This window comes from Bradyrhizobium sp. USDA 4538 (genome assembly GCF_024171045.1).
GTDB lineage: Bacteria > Pseudomonadota > Alphaproteobacteria > Rhizobiales > Xanthobacteraceae > Bradyrhizobium > Bradyrhizobium australafricanum.
Window position 1 is genome coordinate 6269743 of record NZ_JALJZE010000001.1, and the last position, 22768, is coordinate 6292510.

20 protein-coding genes and 1 pseudogene are annotated in these 22768 nt (G+C 64.2%); 17 read left to right on the plus strand and 4 right to left on the minus strand.

Annotation, left to right across the window (positions count from 1 at the left end):
* Window positions 1-108 precede the first annotated feature (108 nt).
* From J2R78_RS28380 to J2R78_RS28405, 6 genes are read left to right on the plus strand one after another with little or no spacing between them, the layout of a single operon-like run.
* The gene (locus tag J2R78_RS28380; RefSeq protein ID WP_253607667.1) at window positions 109-1452 is read left to right on the plus strand and encodes an aspartate aminotransferase family protein; all 1344 of its coding nucleotides are present in this window, start codon (window positions 109-111) and stop codon (window positions 1450-1452) included.
* A 50-nt stretch (window positions 1453-1502) separates the two neighbouring features.
* The gene (locus J2R78_RS28385; protein WP_253607668.1) at window positions 1503-2870 is read left to right on the plus strand and encodes a glutamine synthetase family protein; all 1368 of its coding nucleotides are present in this window, start codon (window positions 1503-1505) and stop codon (window positions 2868-2870) included.
* 34 nt (window positions 2871-2904) lie between these two features.
* A complete protein-coding gene (locus tag J2R78_RS28390) occupies window positions 2905-4290 on the plus strand; it encodes an aldehyde dehydrogenase family protein (RefSeq protein ID WP_076834237.1) in 1386 nt (461 codons plus the stop codon).
* A 16-nt stretch (window positions 4291-4306) separates the two neighbouring features.
* Window positions 4307-5479: an iron-containing alcohol dehydrogenase gene (locus tag J2R78_RS28395; RefSeq protein WP_168856093.1), complete on the plus strand. Its 1173-nt coding sequence runs from the start codon at window positions 4307-4309 to the stop codon at window positions 5477-5479.
* Window positions 5480-5482: 3 nt separating this feature from the next.
* Window positions 5483-6313 (plus strand): gamma-glutamyl-gamma-aminobutyrate hydrolase family protein, encoded by an 831-nt coding sequence (locus J2R78_RS28400; RefSeq protein WP_253607669.1) that lies wholly within the window; start codon window positions 5483-5485, stop codon window positions 6311-6313.
* Window positions 6310-7536, plus strand: a complete 1227-nt coding sequence (locus J2R78_RS28405; RefSeq protein WP_253607670.1) for a Zn-dependent hydrolase — start codon at window positions 6310-6312, stop codon at window positions 7534-7536. The genes J2R78_RS28400 and J2R78_RS28405 overlap by 4 nt, the downstream gene beginning before the upstream one ends.
* Window positions 7537-8572: 1036 nt before the next feature.
* Here J2R78_RS28405 and J2R78_RS28410 read toward each other — a convergent pair.
* Window positions 8573-8770, minus strand: coding sequence for a hypothetical protein (locus J2R78_RS28410; protein ID WP_253607671.1), 198 nt, complete (start codon window positions 8768-8770; stop codon window positions 8573-8575).
* 85 nt (window positions 8771-8855) lie between these two features.
* The gene (locus J2R78_RS28415; RefSeq protein WP_253607672.1) at window positions 8856-9236 is read right to left on the minus strand and encodes a hypothetical protein; all 381 of its coding nucleotides are present in this window, start codon (window positions 9234-9236) and stop codon (window positions 8856-8858) included.
* 160 nt (window positions 9237-9396) lie between these two features.
* Here J2R78_RS28415 and J2R78_RS28420 point away from each other — a divergent pair, with 160 nt between their 5' ends.
* Genes J2R78_RS28420 through fahA form a run of 3 tightly spaced genes read left to right on the plus strand, consistent with a single transcriptional unit; the run spans window position 9397 to window position 12784 of the window.
* Window positions 9397-9714 (plus strand): DUF485 domain-containing protein, encoded by a 318-nt coding sequence (locus J2R78_RS28420; RefSeq protein ID WP_083715219.1) that lies wholly within the window; start codon window positions 9397-9399, stop codon window positions 9712-9714.
* Entirely contained in the window at window positions 9711-11405 is a 1695-nt protein-coding gene (gene actP / locus J2R78_RS28425; RefSeq protein ID WP_256558674.1) for a cation/acetate symporter ActP, read from the plus strand. Before J2R78_RS28420 ends, actP begins: the two co-directional genes overlap by 4 nt.
* 23 nt (window positions 11406-11428) lie before the next feature.
* On the plus strand, window positions 11429-12784 hold the full coding sequence (fahA, locus tag J2R78_RS28430) for a fumarylacetoacetase (protein ID WP_253607673.1): 1356 nt from the start codon (window positions 11429-11431) through the stop codon (window positions 12782-12784).
* A 130-nt stretch (window positions 12785-12914) separates the two neighbouring features.
* On the opposite strand, the gene J2R78_RS28435 is transcribed toward fahA, so the two are convergent.
* Window positions 12915-13991, minus strand: coding sequence for an AraC family transcriptional regulator (locus tag J2R78_RS28435; RefSeq protein WP_253607674.1), 1077 nt, complete (start codon window positions 13989-13991; stop codon window positions 12915-12917).
* Window positions 13992-14240: 249 nt separating this feature from the next.
* Here J2R78_RS28435 and J2R78_RS28440 point away from each other — a divergent pair, with 249 nt between their 5' ends.
* The 8 genes and pseudogenes from J2R78_RS28440 (at window position 14241) to J2R78_RS28475 (ending at window position 22044) form a co-directional block, all read left to right on the plus strand.
* Window positions 14241-15008, plus strand: coding sequence for an enoyl-CoA hydratase/isomerase family protein (locus J2R78_RS28440; protein ID WP_092083035.1), 768 nt, complete (start codon window positions 14241-14243; stop codon window positions 15006-15008).
* Window positions 15009-15010: 2 nt separating this feature from the next.
* Window positions 15011-16222 (plus strand): CaiB/BaiF CoA-transferase family protein, encoded by a 1212-nt coding sequence (locus J2R78_RS28445; protein ID WP_225159570.1) that lies wholly within the window; start codon window positions 15011-15013, stop codon window positions 16220-16222.
* 803 nt (window positions 16223-17025) lie between these two features.
* On the plus strand, window positions 17026-17433 hold the full coding sequence (locus tag J2R78_RS28450) for a hypothetical protein (protein WP_253607675.1): 408 nt from the start codon (window positions 17026-17028) through the stop codon (window positions 17431-17433).
* 10 nt (window positions 17434-17443) lie between these two features.
* Window positions 17444-17701, plus strand: a pseudogene (locus tag J2R78_RS28455) (helix-turn-helix domain-containing protein); the annotation flags it as partial.
* 221 nt (window positions 17702-17922) lie between these two features.
* Window positions 17923-19173 carry an acetyl-CoA C-acetyltransferase gene (locus J2R78_RS28460; protein WP_076834214.1) on the plus strand — a complete coding sequence of 417 codons (1251 nt, stop codon included), beginning with the start codon at window positions 17923-17925 and terminating at the stop codon, window positions 19171-19173.
* Window positions 19174-19191: 18 nt separating this feature from the next.
* The gene (locus tag J2R78_RS28465) at window positions 19192-19974 is read left to right on the plus strand and encodes an SDR family NAD(P)-dependent oxidoreductase (RefSeq protein ID WP_028336964.1); all 783 of its coding nucleotides are present in this window, start codon (window positions 19192-19194) and stop codon (window positions 19972-19974) included.
* A gap of 20 nt (window positions 19975-19994) precedes the next feature.
* Entirely contained in the window at window positions 19995-20762 is a 768-nt protein-coding gene (locus tag J2R78_RS28470) for a crotonase/enoyl-CoA hydratase family protein (protein ID WP_057020591.1), read from the plus strand.
* Window positions 20763-20883: 121 nt separating this feature from the next.
* The gene (locus J2R78_RS28475) at window positions 20884-22044 is read left to right on the plus strand and encodes an acyl-CoA dehydrogenase family protein (protein WP_253607676.1); all 1161 of its coding nucleotides are present in this window, start codon (window positions 20884-20886) and stop codon (window positions 22042-22044) included.
* A gap of 37 nt (window positions 22045-22081) precedes the next feature.
* Here J2R78_RS28475 and J2R78_RS28480 read toward each other — a convergent pair whose 3' ends face one another.
* Window positions 22082-22759: a GntR family transcriptional regulator gene (locus J2R78_RS28480; protein ID WP_253607677.1), complete on the minus strand. Its 678-nt coding sequence runs from the start codon at window positions 22757-22759 to the stop codon at window positions 22082-22084.
* Between the last annotated feature and the right edge of the window lie 9 nt (window positions 22760-22768).

Sequence of the window (22768 nt, forward strand, 5' to 3'; positions counted from 1 at the left end):
GTGGGGATTCGCACATAGATCCAAGGTCGCGGTGGAACGGCTGGGGAATGATCGCCGCAGGGGACGGCTTTGGTCCGCGCAGGCCGCGGGCCAAAGGGAAGGCAGGCGATGCAGCAGGAGAAAGGGATTCTGGCGTTGAACGCCTTCGATCAGAGCCGGGTGTCGTCAATCGACCCAGCGCTCGGCGAGGCGGTGCAACGACGCCTGCGTTCGTTCGGAAAAGCCTCGGTGCTGTTCTATCAGGAGCCGATCAGGATGGCGCGCGCCGAAGGCGTCTATATGTTCGACGTCGATGGCCGGCGCTATCTCGATCTCTACAACAACGTCCCGTCGGTCGGGCATTCGCATCCGCGCGTTGTCGAGGCGATAAGCCGTCAGGCCGGCCTGCTCAGCACGCACACACGCTATCTCAACGACGTCGTCGATGGCTATGCGGAGCGTCTCCTGGCGACGTTTCCGCGCGGGATCGATCATCTGGTCCTGACTTGCACCGGCAGCGAGGCGAATGACCTTGCGCTACGGGTCGCGAAAGTGACAACCGGGCGGATGGGCTTCATTGTCACGGAGACCGCCTATCACGGCAATAGCGCCGCAGTGACCGATGTCTCGCCGTCCTCGCGTCCCGGTCAGCCGCTGCCGCCCCACGTGCGGGCAGTTCCCGCACCCGAGATGTATCGCAATCCGGTCGGCGATCCCGGCCAGCGCTTTGCCGACAGCGTTGCCGCAGCGATCACCGATCTCGAGCGAAGCGGCTTCGGCTTTGCTGCGCTGCTGGTGGACACCATCTTTTCGAGCGATGGCATCTATGCCGACCCTGCCGGCTTCCTGGCCCACACCGTGAAGCTCGTGCACGAACGTCAGGGACTGTTCATCGCCGACGAGGTGCAGCCAGGCTTCGGACGAACCGGGGCGGCGATGTGGGGCTTCGCGCGCCATGGCGTCGTCCCCGACATCGTCACGATGGGCAAGCCCATGGGCAACGGCTTTCCGATGGGAGGCGTCGCCATGCGCGCCGCGCTGCTCGATCGCTTTGCCGCGGAAGTGAAGTACTTCAACACCTTCGGCGGCAACCCGGTGGCCGCGGCCGCAGGCCTTGCCGTGCTCGACGTCATCGAGGACGAGGGCTTGATGCAGAGTGCGCGCGAGGTCAGCCGTCACCTGATGGATGGATTGCGCGAGATCGGCAATCGCCACATGACCATCGGAGACGTTCGTGGTGCCGGCCTGTTCATCGGGCTCGAGCTGGTGCGCGACCGCGACAGCAAGGAGCCCGCACCGGAGCTCGCTAGCCTGCTGATCAATCGCCTGCGCCGGCGCGGCATCCTGATCGGTGTTGCCGGTCCGTTCGGCAGCACGCTCAAGATTCGTCCGCCGCTGTGCTTCGGCAAGGACCACGCCGACATGTTCATCACCGCGTGCGACGAGGAGTTGAGCGAGGTGGCCGCGTCGTGACGCGATCGCCGATAGCCCGCGATGCCACAGAAGCCGAAGATTTGAAGATCATGGATGCAAGAAGCGTACGAACTATCGCCGAGGCGAAGGCCCTTGTCGAGGAGCGGGGCCTCTCCCACGTCAAGCTCGGCATCGTCGATCTCGACGGCGTCATTCGCGGAAAATATCTCGCGCGCGACAAGTTCGTCGGCGCGCTGGAGGCCGGCTTCAGCTTCTGTGACATCGTGTTCGGCTGGGACTCCAACGACCAGATGTACGACAATTGTGCATTCACCGGCTGGCATACGGCCTTTCCCGACGCGACCGCGCGCATCGATCCTTCGACCTGCCGCAATGTGCCGACGGAAGAGAACATGCTGTTCTTCCTCGGTGAATTCGAGGGCGCCGCGGCGGGGGTGTGTCCGCGCCGGCTGCTGCGGCGCGTCATTGACCGCGCCGAGGGCATGGGATTCTCGCCGTCCGTGGCCGCGGAGTTCGAGTTCTTCGTGTTCGACGAGACGCCGCACAGCGTGCGCGAGAAGGGCTTTCGCGGCTTGAGGAATCTCACGCCGGGCTGGTTCGGCTATTCCATGCTGCGCGCCTCCGTCGAGTCCGAATTTCATCGCTCGCTGCTCAAGCTCTGCAACGAGATGGACATGCCGGTCGAAGGCCTGCACACCGAGACCGGACCCGGCGTGCTGGAGGCCGCGATCCAATACACCGATGCGCTCGCGGCCGCCGACCGCGCCGTGCTGTTCAAGACCTTCTCCAAGGTCTGGGCCGAGCGTCAGGGCAAGATGCTCACCTTCATGGCCAAATGGTCGAACGCCTATCCCGGACAATCCGGGCATCTGCATCTGTCGCTGCGCGACCGAGACGGCAAGCCGGTGTTTCACCAGAGCGGCAGGCCCGGCGACATGTCCGACACCATGCGCTGGTTCGTCGGCGGCCAGCAGGCGCTGCTTCCGGAGCTGCTCGCGATGGTGGCCTCGACCGTGAACAGCTACTCGCGCCTGATCCCCGGCTTCTGGGCACCGACCGACGCGACCTGGGGAATCGAGAACCGGACCTGCGCGTTGCGCGTCATTCCCGGCAAGCCGGCCAGCCAGCGCGTCGAGTACGGCGTCGCTGCCGCCGACATCAATCCGTATCTGGCGATCGCGGCCGCGCTCGGATCGGGCCTCTGGGGAATCGAGCACAGGATCGAACCGGACGAGCCGATCATCGGCAACGCCTATGAGCGCAAGCATCCGCCCGAGCGCGCGTTTCCGCGCACGTTGTCGGAGGCGGCCGACCGGCTGGTCGCCTCGCAGGCGGCGCGCAATCTGTTTGGTGACGTCTTCGTCGATCACTACGCGATGACGCGGCAGTGGGAGGAGCGCGAGTTCCGCAAGGCCATCACCGACTGGGAGCTCGCTCGCTACTTCGAGATCATTTGAGACGGATCCTCCCTTCCAAAACGAGTGACATCACGTGAACGATATCGTCTGCATTTCGCCGGTCGACGGCAGCGAGGTTGCCCGGCGGCCCGTCGCAACGGGTGCCGAGGTCGCCGCGGCTCTCGCGCAAGCACGGAAAGCGCAGCAGGAATGGTCGAGCATATCGCTCGCCGAGCGCAAGGCCATGATGCTCGCCTTCCTGCACGAGATGCGGGCGCAGAACGACGAGGTCGTTCCGGAGCTCGCGATGCAGATGGGCCGGCCGGTGCGCTATGGCGGCGAACTGCGCAGCCTGGAGGAGCGGGTCCGCGTGCTGGTCGAGCTCAGCGATGAAGCGCTGGCGCCGATCGTGCCGACCGGGCAGCCCGGCTTCCGCCGCATGATCAAGCGCGTTCCTGCCGGCATCGTGCTGGTGATCGCGCCCTGGAACTATCCCTATCTCACCGCGGCCAACACCATCGTGCCGGCGCTGCTGGCCGGCAACGCCGTGATCCTGAAGCATGCCGCGCAGACCCTGCTGGTCGGTGAGCGCTTCCAGGCGGCACTGGACCGGGTCGGCCTGCCCAAGGGGGTGTTCAGGACGCTCACGCTCGACCATGTCATGACCAGTGAGCTGATCTCATCGCGCTCGGTCGACCATGTGAACTTCACCGGTTCGGTCGCCGGCGGCCGGGCCGTCGAGCGAGCGGCGGCCGGGACATTCATCAGCCTCGGGCTAGAGCTCGGCGGCAAGGATCCGGCCTATGTGCGGCCGGATGCCGATTTCGATTTCGCGGTCGAGCAGCTCGTGGACGGCGCCTTCTACAACTCCGGCCAATGCTGCTGCGGCATCGAGCGGATTTACGTGCATGAGCGGATCTATGACTCCTTTGTAGACGCCTTTGCCGGCCTGACCGCGCGCTACCGGCTCGGCAACCCGCTGTCGCAGGACACGACGCTCGGCCCGATGGCGGCGACACGCTTTGCCGATACCGTCCGCGCCCACATCGGCGAGGCCGTCGCAAAAGGCGCGCAGCCTCTGATCGATCCGGCCCGGTTCCCGGCGGACAAGATCGGTACGGCCTATCTGATGCCTCAGGTCCTGGTCGGCGTCGATCACTCCATGCAGGTGATGATGGAGGAGAGCTTCGGGCCTGCGGTCGGTCTCATGAAGGTCTCCTCCGATCAGGAGGCGGTTGGCCTAATGAACGACAGCCCCTATGGCCTGACTGCATCGGTCTGGACCGAGGACGCCGCCGCAGCCGAACGTATCGGTGACGGCATCGCAACGGGCACCGTATTCATGAACCGCTGCGATTATGTCGATCCCGCCCTGGCGTGGACCGGCCTCAAGGACACCGGACGTGGTGTCGGCATGTCGCGCCTCGGCTTCGAGGCGCTGACCCGCCCAAGATCATTCCACCTTCGCATCGAGCATTGAGCATTGAGAGCAGCACATGGACGTTCAGATCACCGGCGCCTGGAATTTTCCGACGCGCGTCGTCACCGGCGCGGGCCGCATTGCCGAGCTTCCCGAGGCGTGCCAGACCAACGGCCTCACCAGGCCATTGCTGGTCACCGATCACGGGCTTGCCAAGACCGATCTCATCGCCAGCATCGTCGACCGTGTGCGCGAGGCGGGCATTCCGCTCGCCGTGTTTTCCGACGTGAAGACCAATCCGACCGAAACCAACCTGACGGCCGGCGTCGAAGCCTTCAAGGCCGGCGGTCATGACGGCGTGATTGCGGTGGGCGGAGGTTCGGCGCTGGACGTCGGCAAATGCGTGGCGTTCATGGTGGCGCAGTCGCGCCCGGTCTGGGATTTCGAGGACGTCGGCGATTGGTGGACGCGCGCCAACACCAAGGGCATCGCGCCGATCATTGCGGTGCCGACGACGGCAGGCACGGGGTCCGAGGTCGGCCGCGCCGGTGTGATCACTCGTGAGGATACCCATGAGAAGAAGATCATCTTCCATCCCATGATGATGCCCAGGATCGCAATCGAGGATCCCGAGCTCGCGGTCGGTCTCTCGCCGTTTCTCACCATGGCAACCGGCATGGATGCGCTGTCGCACTGCTTCGAGGCCTACTGCGTCAAGGCATTTCACCCGCTTGCCGACGGCATCGCACTGGAGGGGATGAAGATCGTCGATAACTATCTGCCGCGCGCGGTCGAGAACGGTCGCGACCTCGAAGCGCGCGCCTACATGTTCGCCGCGGCCTCGATGGGAGCCACCGCGTTCCAGAAGGGGTTGGGCGCGATCCACTCGATATCCCATCCGGTCGGCGCCCGATACGATACCCATCACGGGCTGACCAATGGTGTGGTCTTCCCTTATGTCCTGGTCTGCAACAAGGCTGCGATCGCCGACAAGATTCCGCACATTGCCCGCGCGCTCAACCTGCCGAGCCAAGACTTCGATGCCGTGCTGTCCTGGCTGCTGGCCTTCCGCAAGAAGCTCGGCGTGCCGCATACGCTCGCCGAGCTCGGGGTGAAGGAGACCGACGCCGGAACGATCGCGGCCGATGCCGTCAAGGATCCGACTGCGGGTGCCAATCCGCGGCCGTTGACCGAGCCGGAGTTCAAGCAGCTGACGCTGGCCGCCATTCGAGGCGATCTTGGAAGCTGAGCCGTGCTGAGGCTGCTCGTTCTCGAGGGCAACACGCTGGCCGGCCGGCGACGGATCGCCGAGACGGCGGGCGCAATGCCTGCGGAGAGCTATGCGGCGGTCCTGCGGTCGCTTGCACCTCGCGTCGTCGTCGACATCGCGACACCGGCGGATGCGAGCTTCGCGCTGCCGCAACCGCTCGAAGCTTACCACGGCATCGCGATCACGGGGTCGGCCCTCAATATCTACCAGCGAGAGGTCGAAGCGCTGCGGCAGATCGACCTCGTGCGCGAGATCTTCGTTCGCGGAGTGCCAATGTTCGGCTCGTGCTGGGGCTTGCAGCTCGCCACGGTCGCAGCGGGCGGCGAGGTCGGTCTCAACCCGGCGGGGCGCGAGGTCGGGTTCGCGCGAAGGATCATGCTGACGGCTGACGGCCGCGCTCATCCCATGCATGCTGGCCGTGCGGCGGTGTTCGACGCGCCGGCCATCCACAGCGATATTGTCACCCGCCTTCCGCAGTCCGCAACCGTCACCGCCTGGAATACCATGTGCGAGGTTCAGGCGGCGGAGATCCGTTTCGGTCGCGGGCTATTCTGGGGCGTGCAGTATCATCCCGAATATCGCCTGCACGACGTCGTCGCCGTCATCCGGCGCTACGGACAGCTCCTGGTTGACGAGGGTTTCTTTGCCGATCTGGACGCGCTCGCGCGTTATGCCGGCGACCTCTCGGCGCTCGAGGCGGACGAACGGCGTGGCGATCTCGCCTGGAAACTGGCACTTCACCGCGACATTCTGAGCCATGATTGCCGGCAGACCGAGCTGAGGAACTGGATCGCATCGCTGGAGCAGACATGACCGCATTGCATGACCTCATCGCGCGCTTTGCCAGGATCGGTGCGACCGACGACGGTGGCGTGTGTCGGCTGGCTGGAACGGCGCGCGACAAGGAGGCGAGGGACCTCTTCTTGCACGAGATCGCCGATCGCGGCCTTGTTCCGAGGATCGATGCGATCGGCAATCTGTTTGGCGTGGCGATGCTGGCACCGGCGTCTACGGACGTCGTCATGACCGGCTCGCACCTCGATTCCCAGCCGACGGGAGGGCGATATGATGGGGTCTTCGGCGTGCTCGCCGGGATCCTCGCGGTCGAGGCCGTCAGGGAGCGTTGCCGTGCCAATCCCGGCGCCGCGCGACGCAACCTCGCCGTCGTGAACTGGACCAATGAGGAGGGTGCCCGCTTCCAGCCCAGCCTGACCGGCAGCTCGGTTTTCGCCGGCGCCCTGAGCCTGAAGGATGCATATGCGTGCAGCGACGCAGAGGGCGTCACCCTGGGCGAGGCGCTGGCCGCGATCGGCTATTGCGGGACGACGCCGCTCGAACACAATCCGGTGCGCTATGTCGAGTTGCATGTGGAGCAGGGCGATCGCCTGGAGCAGGCGGCTGGCGACATTGCCGCAGTGTCCGGCGCGTGGATGACGCGCAAGATATCGGTGATGTTCGAAGGCGACTACTCGCACACCGGACCGATGCCGATGGCGTTCCGCCGCGACGCCCTGCGCGCAGCGGCCCGGGCGATCGAGGCGCTGTACCAGGAGGTCGCGAGCGAGACTGCGGGCGCCCATGCCTCCGCGGGGCGCATCAGCGTTTATCCCAACTCGCCGAATGTCGTGGCGGGCCGTGTTCGGGTCTGGTTCGAGATCCGGCATGAGGCCGAAGCCGTGGTCTCGGCGATCAGCGATCGCTTTCTGAAGCGAATCGCGCGTGAGTCGGGCGAGATCGGCGTTGGTATCTCGATCGCTGCCGACGAGAGGCGAGCGGGGACCGTGCTTGATCCCGGCGGCGTGACACTGGTTCTTTCTGCCGCCGCGGATCTCGGTTTCAAGGCCATGACGTTCAAGACCATCACTGGCCACGACGCGCTGGCGATCCAGAAATCTGTTCCGTCCTCGCTGATCTTCGTCCCGAGCCAGGGCGGGCTCAGCCACAATCCGCGCGAGTTCACGGCGCCCGCGGCCCTCGACAAGGGCTACGCGGTGCTGACCGAGGTGCTGTGGAGAATGGTTACCGCGAAGGCGTGAGGCATTTCGGGTGGATGATCCTAAATGGGCGATGAAGGGACACCACCCGACAAGTAATTGATTTGCTGGTGGGTCCGGCGGGACTCGAATCTGCAACCAGACCGTATGAGCGACGATCGCGTTCGAAGCTCGTCTGCCGCATATCAAAGTAGACCGTTAGCTGATTTCCGCTTCTGGCCGATTGTGTTGCAAAAGTCGATTTTCGCCGATGACCAAAATTCTGCGGGCCGTGGGCGCGGCTTTCGCGTACAAGATGTGAGGGACCTTACGGCCTCACGCAAAATTCACAGGCGACTTCGGTAACGCGATTGAGGTCATCGATCGCTCGCTGCTCAGTGTTTTCGCGAAAAATCTTGAGGCCTGCAACTTTCGACTTCTGCAACGAAATCGGCCCAAAGCCGAACTTTGCAGAAGGTTGCAATGTCCGCCTTCGGGAGGAAAGCCGACCAAGGCGAAGCGGACCGCCGAGGTCGGCTTGGACCCATATGACGGACCTCGTGCGCATTGAGCCCAGTTACGGAACCAGTATCGCAATCGATAAACTTCGATTTGCTCTGCAAGCCTTTCTTTTGAACGAGCCGATAAACGCTTCGGGCACGAAGGATTATTTCGGGATGATGTTGAGCAGGAATTCGGCGATGGTCTGCTCTTTGGCTTCGCCGGCGTAGACTGCAACGGCCGGCCGCGGCGATGCCGCAGAAGAAGCCATAGCCGCGGCGGGCGGATAACGGTAGTCATCCCTTAATGATGAGGCGCCCTAGGAACGCATTGCAGGCCCGCTCGGCTTCAGCGAACGAACTGAAGGGAGACCCGGATACGTGAGCCGCTGGCATATTCAGAAAGTCAGGGCGATATGATGCAACAAAGCCCGGCTCTCCATGCAATCCAGGTCCACTCCGGCTCTCGTTGCTGATGACGAATGAATAGTCGTCGCTGCTTGCGATCCATATCTCCAGTTCAGTATCGACTCGGCGGAAGTGCAGGGCCATTTCACCCTCACAAACTTTGGTCCTCCGTGATCATCCACATGGGACGCTTAGTCTACTTTTGTGCGGTTGGCCGCTTCTGCCTCCCGCGCCAGCCGTTCGGCCTTTAGGCGCTCTCGATTATCATGGACCGCTTTTTGCGCTTTGGCGTAATCCGTCATAGCATCCTTCGGCCTGACAGTTTTGAATGCCTTGTTTGCTTCGCGTTCCGCAGCCGTCGGCGCCCGTCGGTCTCGCTCTTTAATCATTGTTGACCTCCCATTTGGGCTGACTAATTCAACGCGCGAAGCAAGCTTTCGATCCTATTATGGGGCAATGATCTTGAGGGTGTGATCATTTTAGATTTCTGTCGCGGCGCACCTTGTGAAACTCCTCCGGCCCTTTGATCAGCTTGCGCTTGCGGCTGGCCTGATCGTCTTGGCTGGCTGTACTGTCGGTCACCTTGTGGATTGCGTCGCCTGCCAATTCGCGGGCGCGCTCCCTGGGGCTGTGCCGTTCAGCGCGCAGCGCCGTGGGCGATACAGTTAGCTCGAACTCGATGAGCCGGCGGACGTCCTCAGAGCGGCCCGGAGTATCGTCCTGCTTTGCCGCCCAGGCATCGACGACGGCCCGTAGGTCGGCTGACAGGCGAATTACGACTCTCCGGCTTGTGCATCGTCCCGGGATGTCGAGACAGGCGATGGCGCGACAATCGCGGCGCACCCAGCATGGCATGAAATCACCCGGAGTTTGGCAGGATATCACCTTGCCGGATGTGGTCCGGATTCTAATGCTCGGAGCCTCGGAACAGAGACGCCCTGAGCCCCGAATCCCTGCGGCGCAACGCACGCGGAAGGACGCGACGGTCGGAAAATGTCTCTGAGGGAGGAATCGGATGCCACAACTGTCGCCCGAGCGCACGCGAAAAATCCTTGCCGATAGCGCGTTCAGAGAGCTCGTCTCAGGCCGCGCGAGGTTGCGATGGTGGCTCTCCATCCTGACGCTAGTCATGTTCTTCGGCTTCATCGCGCTGATCTCGACCGCGAAAGCCGCGCTCGGCGCGAGTTTCGCCGGCAGCGCGATGCCGCTCGGCTTCGCGCTCGCCCTTCTCATGGTTGCGGCGATCATCGCTTTCACCGCCTTCTATGTTCAGCGCTCGAACACGCGCTTCGACGAACTCGCGCGCAGAGTCAATCGGGAGCTCGGCCGATGATCGCCAGATGGCTGCTGATCGCACTTTGCGTGGTGTTTCCATTCGCGGCGATGGCCCAGGGCGCGCCCGCCGCGGCGGCGCGTGGGCCCGACTGGATCGCGATCGGAATGTTCCTGATTATCGTCGCCGTCACGCTCGTCATCACCTGGCGCTCGGCCGGCAGCACCGGATCGAAGGCGGGCTTCTACACCGCCGGACACGCGATCACGCCGGTGCAGAACGGTCTGGCGACCGCTGGCGATTTCCTGTCGGCGGCCGCATTTCTCGGCATATCCGCGCTGGTCTACGCCAATGGCTTCGACGGCTTCATTTACGCGCTCGGCTTTCTCACGGGATGGCCGATAGTGCTGTTCCTGATGTCGGAGCGCATGCGCAATCTGGGCAGCTACACCTTCGCGGATGCCGCCGCGTTTCGCCTGCAGCGGACGCCGGTCCGGCTCGTCGCCGCGACCGGAAGTCTCGTCGTTGTGCTGTTCTACCTGATCGCGCAGCTGATCGGCGCGGGCAAGGTGATCCAGCTGCTTTTCGGCATCAACTACATCTTCGCCGTGCTCGGCGTCGGCGTGCTGATGATCCTTTATGTGATCGTGGGCGGCATGCAGGCGACCACTTGGGTTCAGATCACCAAGGCGGTGCTGCTGCTGTGCGGCGGAACGCTGCTCGCGCTGGCTGCCCTGTGGCATTTCGAGTTCAGCCTCGGACGGCTGCTGGAGGCCGCAAGCCACGTCCATCCCAAGGGAGCCGCTATTCTGGTCCCCGGCGGACTGTTCGCCGAACCGGTGTCCGCCATCTCGCTCGGCCTCGCGCTGGTGTTCGGCACCGCCGGCCTGCCGCATATCCTTATGCGGTTCTTCACGGTGAAGGACGCCGCCGCGGCCCGCAAATCGGTGTTCTATGCGACGGCCTGCGTCGCGTATTTCTGCTGGATCATTCCGGTGCTGGGCTTTGCCGCCGCAGCGATCCTTATGACGGATCCGAGCTATTTCAATGTCGCGGCATCCGGGCAGTTCAACAAGATCGCCGATCTGGTCGGCGGGCCGAACATGGCGTCGATCCATCTCGCCCACGCGATGGGCGGTCCGCTGCTGCTCGGATTCATCTCCGCGGTGGCATTCGCGACCATCCTTGCCGTCGTCGCCGGCCTGACGCTCGCCGGCGCCTCCGCCGTCAGTCATGACATCTACGGCCAGGTGCTGGCCGGCGGCAAGGCATCCGAAGCGCGCGAACTGCTGGTCTCGAAGGTCTCGGCTGTGGCCATCGGCGTCGTTGCGGTTCTGCTGGCCTACGCCTTCGAGAACCAGAACGTGGCGTTCATGGCCGGACTTGCGTTGTCGGTGGCCGCGAGCTGCAATTTTCCGGTGCTGGCGATGGCGATGTTCTGGCGTGGCACCACGACGCGCGGCGCCGTCGCCGGCGGTCTCGCGGGCCTCGTCGCGTCGGTCGTGCTGGTCGTGCTGAGCAAGACGGTCTGGGTCGCCGTCCTCGGCTTTCCGACGGCGCTGTTCCCCTACGACAATCCGGCTCTGGTCTCGATGCCGCTCGCCTTCCTGTTCGTCTGGCTGTTCTCGGTAACGGATCGCAGCGAGCGCGCTGCGCGCGAACGCGAGGCGTTTGCGGCGCAGTTCATCCAATCCGAGATCGGAGCGGCTTTGGCCAGCGAGCGGCCGGCTCTCGCAGCCGCAGCCTCGTGACATCGAGGAACCTGGAAAACAGCATGACCAACGCAGTTCAACTCGACGAGACCCACGACCCGGCCCGGCGGAGTTTTGTCGAGACGGCAAACGGCGGCGCGACCGACTTCCCGATCCAGAATCTGCCGCTTGGCATCTTCAGCACCGCGGCCGATACGCAGCCGCGGATCGGCACCGCGATCGGAGATTTCGTCTTCGACCTGAAGCGAGCGCTCGGTTCCGATGAGCACCTCGCGGCGCCGATCCGCCAGGCGCTCCAGCAAGGCACGCTCAATGCGCTGTTCGCGCTCGGACCTATGGCGATGCGGGAGCTGCGCCGCCGCGCCGCCGATCTGCTGGGGCAGGGCAGCACGGCCAATGACACCAGGCGCCGCGCCTCCGAATTGCTGACGTCGATCGCGGATGCGACGCTGCATCTGCCCACACGCATCTCGAACTACACGGACTTCTACGCCGGCATCTATCATGCGCGGGCGGCGGGCGCGCTGCTGACGCCGGAAAATCCGCTTCCCGCGAACTACAAATGGGTGCCCATCGCCTATCACGGCCGTGCCTCGTCGGTGCAAGTGGGGCGCGGGATGGTGCGACGGCCACTCGGGCAACGCCCGCCCACGGTGGCGGGCGCAGCGCCGGGCTTTGGCCCGTGCGAACGGCTGGATTTCGAGCTCGAGATGGGCTTCTACCTCGCTGCCGGCAACCGGCTCGGCAATCCCGTCCCGATCGCCGAAGCATCGCAGCAGATCGTCGGCTATTCGCTGCTGAACGACTGGTCGGCGCGCGACATCCAGCGCTGGGAGATGTTTCCGCTCGGACCGTTCCTCAGCAAGAGTTTTGCTACCTCGGTGTCACCGTGGGTCGTCACGTCGGATGCGCTGGCGCCGTTCCGTGTCCCGGCGCTGGCGCGGTCGGACGGCGATCCGCGTCCGCTCGACTATCTGTTCGACGCGGCCGATCAATCGCACGGCGGACTCGATGTCCACCTCGAGGTCCTGCTCTCGACCGCGCAGATGCGCGCCGCGAACCAGCCCGCCGCGGCGATTCTCACATCCAATGCCAAATACCTGTATTGGACCCCGGCGCAGATGATCGCGCATCACAGCATCAACGGCTGCAATCTGCTGCCGGGCGACCTGATCGGCACTGGCACCATTTCGGGGCCTAGCCCGGCGCAGCTTTCGAGCATGCTCGAGTTCACCGCCGCCGGATCACGGCCGGCCGTGCTTCCGAGCGGCGAGCGCCGCAGTTTCCTCGAGGATGGCGATGAAGTCACCTTCCGCGGCCGCTGCAGCCTAGAAGGTTTTGCGAGCATCGGCTTCGGCTCATGCGTCGGCAGGATCGGGCCGGCGGACGCCGTCATTGCCGGAAACAACCATGCCTGATGGCGGGAGGGTGATATGGAGTGTCAATCGCTGCTAACCTACGCACAGCTCCAGAACGCGGCGCTCGATCCAGACGACTTCCGCTTCGGACAGCTCCTGACATTGGCGGTCGGGTTAGCGCTGCTGCTGATCACGCGTCTGGCGACACTGCTGGCCGCTGCGCTGTAGGGTGACGGAAGTCCGACGGCGAGCGGTTGGTCCACTTCTTGAACGCCTTGCGGAAGCTGGTAGCGTCGGCAAAGCCGACACGCTCGGCGACCTGATCGATTGCCAGATGGGTGTTCTCGAGCAACTCCGTCGCAATCGACTGCCGCATCCCGTCGACGATCGACTGGAACGACTGCCCGTCCTCCGCCAGCCTGCGGTGGAACGTTCGCAGCGACAGCCCGAGCTTGGATGCGATCTCCGGCGCGCCCGCAAATCGGCTGGGGCTGTTGAGGCAGGCGGCTCTGATCCGCCTTACTAGCTCGGATTCGCCGGGATGCTCGGTCAAGACGACGTCACAGAGCTGCTGGCAGATCTTCGCGGTGATCGGGTTTGCATTGGGGCAGGGTAGATCGAGCACCTTGGCATCGAAATGCCATTCCATGCGATCGGCGCCGAAGTCGATCGGGCAGTTGAACATCCGCTCGTAGTTGCGCCAGTGCACGGGTGCGGCAAACGGAAAGATCATCCTCTTGCTCGGGAACGGCGACTCGAGGATGCGGCTGAACACCGCGGTCATCGAGCTGCGCCAGAATTCCGCGGCGAACGGCAGCAGCTCGCCGAGCGGGTCGAGCCCATGGCTGCGAAGGATCGCGGTCGTCCCGTGCTCGATCCGGAAGCTGATCTGCCTTACCGCCGGCCCGGCCATGGTGATGTGATCGAGCGAGAACATCAGCGCTTCGCCGAATGTCCGGCTCGACACCAGCGCATAGCCGTAAATGCCGTAATCGCTGATGCGCTGCCGAGCGCCTGCGAGCAACCCTATATCGGAGCGCTTCGCCAATCGCATCGCGTTGCGGTAGATCGCCAGCCGCTGGCGGTGCGAGATGCGAGCGTGGGGATCCTCGAGCTGGGAGGCATCGAGACCGGTCCGTGCAAACAGCTCCCGAACCGACAGGCCCTGCGCCGCCAGCTCGGCGGCCAGCGCGCCGAGTCCGAGCAGGCTCTGCGTCGGCGCATCGGGGTCGCTCGAGATCGGCATCACGATCTTGATCGGCTTCATGGCACTTCCTCCACGTCCGGCTGGCACAGATTGACAGGCCGACGAACGGCTCTTCCGGCCGTTTGGCAATCTTCGACATCATAATTGGCAGAGCTTGACGTTGTCACGTTTGTTATGACGGACGACATTCAAATCATCAGAACAGCGGGATCTGCGCCGGGCAGGCCCGCAGCGAGGAGACGTCTGACCGCCGTGACGCTGCGTCGAAAGCGCTGCCGGCCGGCTTTTGCATCGAGCGGAGGGAACCTGATGACGACAGTACTTCACGAGATGGACGGCAAGGTTGGCGTGGTGACGCTGGCGAAGCCGCCGCACAATTTGCTCGACGACCAGCTCATCAACGATGTGGTCGGCGCCTACCACGCGGTGGTTGCGGCCGGCTGCCGCGCTATCCTGCTGCGTAGCTCGATGCGGCACTTCTGCGCCGGCGCGGAGATGGCGTCCTGGGGAATCGGCACCAAGCTGCACACCGATCAGGCCGGTCTCGAAAAAATCTGGCGTAGTCTCGAGGATGTACCGGTTCCCACGGTTGCCGCCGTCAATGGCGGCGTGCTTGGCGGCGGGCTTGAGCTCGCGCTGACCTGCGACATGATTATCGCAGCGAACACCGCGTTCCTCGGCCAGGTCGAGGTTGCGGTCGGGTTGCTGCCGCTGCTCGGCGGCACGCAGCGCATCGCGCAACGCGCCGGCATCGCGCGCGCCAAGGAGATCGCGATGCTCGGCCGCCGTCACACTCCCGAGGCGTTCGAACGCTGGGGCATCATCAACCTCGTCGTCCCGGAAGCCGAATTGGGCGCTTCATCGATGACCATGGCCCGACAGCTCGCCGCCGGCCCGACCAAGGTCATCGCGGGCATCAAGATGCAGGCGAACCTGCAGGCGCGCGGCGGCGTCGCCGCTGCCGACGCGCGACAGGTCGAGATCAACGACATGATCTGGAAGGCTAGGGACCGCCAGCGCGGCGCCGACGCCTTCTTCGCGTCGGGCCCGGCAACAGCTGTCTTCGAGGGAGACTGACGATGTCGGCTGCGCCTCTTCAGGGATTGCGGGTGGTCGATTTCACTCGCGTGCTGGCCGGTCCGCATTGCACCAAGGCGCTGCGCGACCTCGGCGCCGAGGTCACCAAGATCGAGCCGCCGTCCGGCGACATTGGCCGCGCCGGACTGCCTTACGTCGGTGGTATGGGTCTCTATTTCGTGCAGCAGAACGCCGGCAAGCGGAATCTCAGCATCGATCTGAACTATGTTGAGGGACGCGAGATAGTCACCCGCCTGTGTAGGGGGGCCGACGTCATCGTCGAGAATTTCCGTCCCGGCACCTTGGCGCGGTTCGGCTTCAGCTACGACGACGTCCGTGCCTTCAACCCCGGCATCATCTATGTCTCGCTGAGCGGCTACGGGCAGTCGACCTCCTGGCGCAACCGGCCGGCCTTTGCGCCTACGGTGCAGGCCGAGACCGGCCTGACCTCGATCGTGCAGGACCATTTCGGTGCGGCATTGTCGGAGCCACGCGGCGATTCATGCAGCCATGCCGATGTCTATACCGGGCTGCAGGGCGTGATCGCCGTGCTCGCCGCGCTCCAGCATCGCAACCGCACCGGCGAGGGACAGCACGTCGACGTGTCGATGGCTGCGACGATGCTGTCGGTCAACGAGCGCGCCGGCGCGATGATGTCGGGGATCGACACCGACGGCGAGCCTATCGCGCTGTCGGCTAATGAGTCGCACATCTTCGAGATGTCCGACGGCACCCGCCTGACGATCGCCGCCAGCCCGATCTATTCGCCGATGTTCACGCGCTACTGCGCGATGATGCGGCGAAGCGATTTGCTGGCCGATGCCCGCTACGCCACCGCCAGCCTGCGCCGGCAGAACCTCGCGCCGTTGCTCGCCGAAATCCGCGCCTGGATTACGACGTTCGAGAATCTCGAGCAGTTGCAGGCGCAAGTCAGTGAAGCCGGGCTCGCGGTTGGGCGCGTGCGCACCGTCAACGAGTTCGTGGAGACCGATTGGGCCAAGGAGTGGAATGCCGTGGTCGAGGTCGATGACCGGGCCGGCGGATTGGTCCGAATGCCGGGCAATCCCTGGATCTTCAGCCGCTCGGAACTGCCGTCGCCCGGCACGCCGGCCTATCAGGGCGAACACAATGAAGACGTCCTTGGCCAGCTCGACTTTGCGCCCGAGAGGATCAAGGATCTGCAGTACCGCAACATCCTGCTCAGCCGGCGATAGGCGGAGCTTGTCCGGGCATGGCAAAAAGATCGCTTCAATTGGATGGAGGAGGAATCCGACGACATCGAGCGATCCGCTCCGACCTTCTCGGCACTTTCCGCGACGGACATTTCGCGACGCGAGCCTCCCGAGGCCGGCACCTAACTGGTTCCAACCCTCTCGCAGTGGAATTGCGGGCGAAAGGAGGCCTTTGACGGGGTATCAGGAGGCGACCTCGCGAGTTTGCCTGCCCGTAGGTAGAAAAGAGGGCTTCGAGAATAGTGGGCTTAGCGATGCAGCGGACCAGTGCCTCGAATTCCCGACGCCTTATCGTTAGTTGGTCCGGGCTCGCTCGAAATTTGCCTTGCCCCATTCCGACAAGAGGAAATCAAACTGGAGGTTCAATGCACGCGAGCCCTGGTGCGCCCACCAAGCTTTCATAGCTTAAGTCCGCCCTCGTAACGGTCATCCCGGCCAGCGGTCGCGTCTGTTCCGGCAACCGCTATCGCCTGCTTCCTCACGCCGCTTCCTGATCTCCGCCCTCAATTGCTTGCGCCTGCGTTTCGCACCGGCCGGCAAATCGTCGGGGCATGTCCGCTATCGCGCGCGGAATTTCGATCGCCGTTCGGCAGCGGTCTGAATCTGACGAAGTTCATCACGACAGGTCCGCGATCACTGCGCTGACAGGCGTTGGGGTGAAGGTGCGGGCTGAGCGCGGGGCGCCCTGCAGCGAGGGCGGTTGACAGGGGAGAGCGCCCACTTTAATCACGTGACTAATTAATCAATTAATTAAAGCCCAAAACCCTAGGGAAAGAATCCGCCTGATGCTGGCCGGCCAGAGACATCCGAAGCTGCTTGCCCCGCGCGGCCGCAGCCTCACTTGGCTGGAAAACAAGGTGCTCGTGCATTCCGTGCGCAGCGGCCTCGAACAGGCTGAGAATGACCTTGCCGAGCCCGCCGCACGCTTTGCCGAGCGCAACGTCAGGGTGATCACCGCGGGCAGACCGAACGCCGGAGCGACCGGCCATCGCGTCAAACCGTCGATCCCGGAAAAACCCGTGCAGCACCGCTGCAATCGCCCACGCGGTGCACGCCGCCGATCACTGCCGCCGAATCCCGCACATCAGTTCGGGCGCGCGAGCGATGCGCGCCCCGGCAGTGATGTCGCGGATCGGCGTCTGCCGCCCGAAGCAGAGTGGGCTTCGTTCACCCGTATGGAAAATGAGGAGTGAGGCGTAAACGATGGGACGTCGATCTGAGGTACTGATGGCGCAAGAGACCGCCGGCACGGACAACCGGCGCGTGATCCAGGTGGTGTCGCGCGCATTCGACATCGTGCGTTGCTTCGAAGGTCGAAGCATACGCCTGGGAAATCGCGAAATCGCCGATCGCTGCGGTCTTCCGCGATCGACGGTCTCGCGTCTCACCTTGACGCTTACCCAGATCGGGCAGCTGATCTATCTGCCGCAAGAGCAGAAATATGCTCTCGGTCCCCACGCCGCCCCGGCCGGTGCGCCGTTGTTTGCGCAGGGTTGCGACAAGCCTGCCTGCGCCGACGAGCCGCAACTCCGCCAGGTGCCGCGCTTCGGGTACTTCGAAGATCAGCGCAACTCGATTGCCGAGCCGCTTGCGGTGACGCCACACCGTTGATGCCTCGCGGAAACGGCTGGGACCACCGGCACGAGCGCAACTAACGATACATTCGAAGCAAAGGGAAACGCATGTCTGAAGCATACATCATTGACGCTGTTCGCACGCCGCGGGGCATCGGCAAGCCGGGCAAGGGGGCGCTGTCGCACCTGCATCCGCAGCATCTGGCCGCGACGGTGCTCGGCGCGCTCAAGGAGCGCAACAAGCTCGACACGTCGACCGTCGATGACATCATCTGGTCGACATCGACTCAGGAAGGCAAGCAGGGCGGCGATCTCGGACGCATGTCGGCGCTCGCGGCAGGCTACGACATCAACGCCAGCGGCACGACGCTGGATCGTTTCTGCGGCGGCGGCATCACGTCGGTGAACCTCGCGGCAGCGTCGGTGATGTCGGGGATGGAAGATTGCGTCATCGCCGGCGGCACCGAGATGATGAGCTATCAACAGACTCTCGCAGCCGAGCGTTCCAAGGCCGGGCAGCCGGCGCGGATGATGGGTTCGGGCAATCCGGCGCTCGACGAGATTCACCCGCAGTCGCACCAGGGCGTGTGCGGCGACGCCATCGCGACGCGCGAGGGGATCAGCCGCGAGGCCTGCGATGCACTGGCACTGACGAGCCAGCAGCGCGCCAAGCGGGCCATCGATGAAGGCCGCTTCGCCAAGTCGGTGATCCCCGTCCTCAACGACGACGGCAGCGTTGCCCTCAATCGCGAAGAATTCCCGCGCCCGGAGACCACGGCTGAAGGCCTTGCTTCGCTGAAGCCGAGCTTCGAGCAGCTTGCCGATTTCGACCTCGGCAACGGCACGACGTTCAAGAAGCAGATCCAGCGCCGCTATCCGGACCTCGAGTGGAAGGGCGTGCACCATGCCGGCAACAGCTCGGGCGTGGTGGACGGCGCCGCCGCGGTGCTGATCACGTCGAAGGCATATGCCGAGAAGCACGGCCTCAAGCCGCGCGGCCGCATCGTGGCCTATGCCAACCAGGGTGACGATCCGACCCTGATGCTCAACGCGCCGGTTCCGGCGGCCAAGAAGGTACTCGCCAAGGCCGGCCTGACCAAGAACGACATCGACGTCTGGGAGATCAACGAGGCCTTCGCGGTCGTCGCCGAGAAGTTTATCCGCGACCTCGAGCTGGACCGCGAGAAGGTCAACATCAATGGCGGCTCGATCGCGCTCGGCCATCCGATCGGCGCGACCGGATCGATCCTGATCGGCACGGCGCTCGACGAGCTCGAGCGCAGCGGCGGACGCTATGGCCTGGTCACCATGTGTGCCGCCGGCGGCATGGCACCAGCCATCATCATCGAACGCATGTGATCGCGAAAGGATATTGCCATGAAACTCGATTCATCGGTCGCCGCCGTCGTCACCGGTGGGGCTTCCGGCCTTGGTGCTGCCACCTCGCGCGCGCTGGCTGCGCAAGGCGTGAAAGTCGCGATCTTCGACTTCAACGAAGAGAAGGGTGAAGCAATCGCCAAGGAAATCGGCGGTGTGTTCTGCAAGGTCGATGTCACCTCGGACGAGCAGGTCGATGCGGGCTTTGCCAAGGCCCGCGCGGCGCATGGCCAGGAGCGCATCCTGGTGAACTGCGCAGGCACCGGCAATGCGGTGAAGACCGCGGGCCGCGACAAGAAGACCGGCGAGCCCACCCACTTCCCGATCGACGCCTTCAACCGCATCATCCAGATCAACCTCGTCGGCACCTTCCGTTGCATCGCCAAGTCGGCGCAGGGCATGCTGTCGCTGGCTCCGCTGGAGCACGGCGAGCGTGGTGCGGTCGTCAATACAGCCTCCGTCGCGGCCGAGGATGGCCAGATGGGGCAGGCGGCTTATTCTGCCTCGAAGGCCGGCGTGGTCGGCATGACCCTGCCGATCGCGCGCGACCTGATGGCCGAAGGCATCCGCGTCAACACCATCCTGCCGGGCATCTTCAACACCCCGCTGCTGCAGGGCGCCCCGGAAAACGTCAAGGCCGCGCTCAGCGCGTCGGTGCCGTTCCCCAAGCGTCTCGGCATGCCGGAGGAATATGCGCATCTGGCGCTGACCATGATCACCAATGGCTACTTCAACGGTGAAGACGTCCGTCTCGACGGCGCCATCCGCATGGCTCCGCGTTAAGCGATCAGGAGACCAAAGCGATGTCCGAAGAAACCCCGGTCCTCACTGAAGTCCGCGGACCGATACTGATCATCACCCTGAACCGGCCGGAAGCCAAGAACGCGGCCAACCTCGCCCTCTCCAAGGGCGTGGCCGCGGCGATCGACCGGCTCGACGCCGACGATTCCCTGAGCGTCGGCATCATCACCGGCGCCGGCGGCACATTCTGCTCGGGCATGGACCTCAAGGGGTTCCTGAAAGGCGAGCGGCCGTCGATCCCCGGCCGCGGCTTCGCCGGCCTGACCGAGGCCCCGCCGAAGAAGCCGCTGATTGCGGCTGTCGACGGCTACGCGCTCGCCGGCGGGATGGAGATCGCGCTGTCGTGCGACATGATCGTCGCCAACCGCAACGCGAAGTTCGGGATCCCCGAGGTGAAGCGCGGACTTGCGGCAGCGGCCGGCGGGCTAATCCGCATGCCGCGCCAGATGCCGTTCCGTGTGGCGATGGAGTTCGCATTGACGGGCGAGTTCTTCGGCGCCGAGCGCGCCCATCAACTCGGCATCATCAATCGCGTAACCGATGGCCCGGCGCTCGACGCCGCGCTTGAGCTCGCGGCAGCGATCGGCGCCAACGGCCCGCTCGCCGTCAAGGCATCCAAGCAGGTGATCGTCGAATCCCGGCTCTGGCCGGAAGATGAGATGTGGAAGAGGCAGCAGGAGATCGTCGGTCCTGTCTTCGTATCCGAGGATGCCCGCGAGGGCGCGGCTGCCTTTGCCGAAAAGCGCGCGCCGAACTGGAAGGGCAAGTAGGGCATCGCCTGTTTCGATGACGGGGCGTCGGTTTTGATTGCAGCAGAACCGGCGCTCTAAACTTTTTACGATGCCTCGCCGTACGTCGGTGGGCTTCCACGAGAGCGCTATTGGGTGATTGATGCGCAGCTTTACCGAAGACCAGGTCATTTTCCGCGACTCCTACCGCAAGTTCCTCGCCAGCGAGATCACGCCTCACATGGAGGAGTGGCGGGAAGCCGGCATCGTCGACCGCAGCGCGTTCAAGAAGGCCGGTGACCTCGGCTTCCTGATGATCTGGCCCGAGGAAAAATACGGCGGAATGGGCGACGAGGACTTCCGTTACGAGCAGATCATCATCGAGGAGACCGCGCGCTCGGGCTGCAAGGGCTGGTTCAACACGCTGCACAGCCGACTGGTCGGATCCTACTTCAAGCGCTTCGGCACCGAGGAGCAGCGCGACCGATTCCTGCCGAAATGCGTCAACGGCGAGACCATCCTGGCCATCGCGATGACCGAGCCCGGCGCGGGCTCAGACCTCGCCGGCATGCGGTCGACCGCGGAAGACAAGGGCGATCATTTCCTGCTCAATGGCTCGAAGACCTATATTTCCAACGGCATCAATTCCGACGTGGTGATCGTGGCGGCCAAGCTCGCGGGCGCCGAGAAGAAGCATGCCATGGTGCTCCTGATCGTCGAGCGCGGCATGGAAGGTTTTGAGCGCGGCCGCAATCTCAAGAAGATGGGCATGCCGGCGCAGGACACTGCCGAACTCTTCTTCAACAATGTGAAGGTGCCCAAGGCCAACGTGCTGGGAGAACCCGGCAAGGGCTTTTACTATCTCATGGAAGGCCTTGCCGAGGAGCGGCTAATCTCCGCGGTCGGATCGATCGCTAATGGCCGCAAGGCGTTCGACATCACGCGCACTTACGTGATGGACCGCAAATTGTTTGGCCGGCCGCTTGCCGAACAGCAGAACACCCAGTTCCGCATGGCGGAGATGGATGCCGAAATCGATCTCGTGCAGGTCTATGTCGATCACTGCGTGGCCGAGCACAATGCCGGACGCCTGACCAGCAATATGGGCGCCAAGGCCAAGATGATGTCGTCGGAGGTCGAGTGGAAGATGCTCGATCTTGGCGTCCAGTTGCACGGCGGCGCAGGTTACATGGATGAATATCCGATCAGTCGCATGTTTACCGACGCGCGCGTCAATCGAATCCTCGCTGGAAGCTCTGAAGTGATGCGGCTGATCATCGGCCGCGATGTCTTCTCGGAGCACTACAAGAGCATTCTGGACTAGCCGGTCAGCACGACCGGCTAACTGCCTCCGTTCCGCATCAGCCGCGGGCCTGCCGCAGCGGCTCGCGCGCATGCTCCTTCGAGCGCAGCAATGCATCGACGAAGATCGGCTCCCAGGAGCGGATGTGAGTGCGGAGCAGGGCGGTCAGCGCCTCGGTCTCGCCGGCGAGCGCGAGCTCGATCAACCGGTAATGTTCGGGCACTGACGCTTGCTGCCGCTCGTGGCCCGCGCGGGAGCTGATGCCGTAGAGCCGCATCTTGTCGCGCAGCCCCATCACCGTGTCGGTCAGCAGGTCGTTGCCGGCGGCGGCGATGAACTCGCGATGATAGTTGCGGTCGGCTTCCAGATAGAGCTGGACGTCGTCGGTCTCGACTGCCCTGGCGATCTGGTCGGCCCAGCCGCGCACGATTGTTAGATCCTTCGGCGGATTGGTGGCGACCAGCACGGCGGCGTGCAGCTCGAGCACTTCGCGCATGTCGAACAGGTTGCGCAGTTCGGTCAGCGTCGGCTCGACCACCTTGAAGCCGCGGTTGCGTATCGGCTCGACCAGACCGCCGCGGCTGAGCTCGAGCAGCGCCTCGCGCACCGGCGTCGAGGAGACGCCGAGGCTCGCCGCGAGACTCGGCACCGAATACATCGTGCCCGGAAGGCTCTGCCCGGAAATGATCTCGGCCCGCACCCGCTGCAGCACCTGTTCTCGCAAATTCTGGTCCATCGGTGGTCG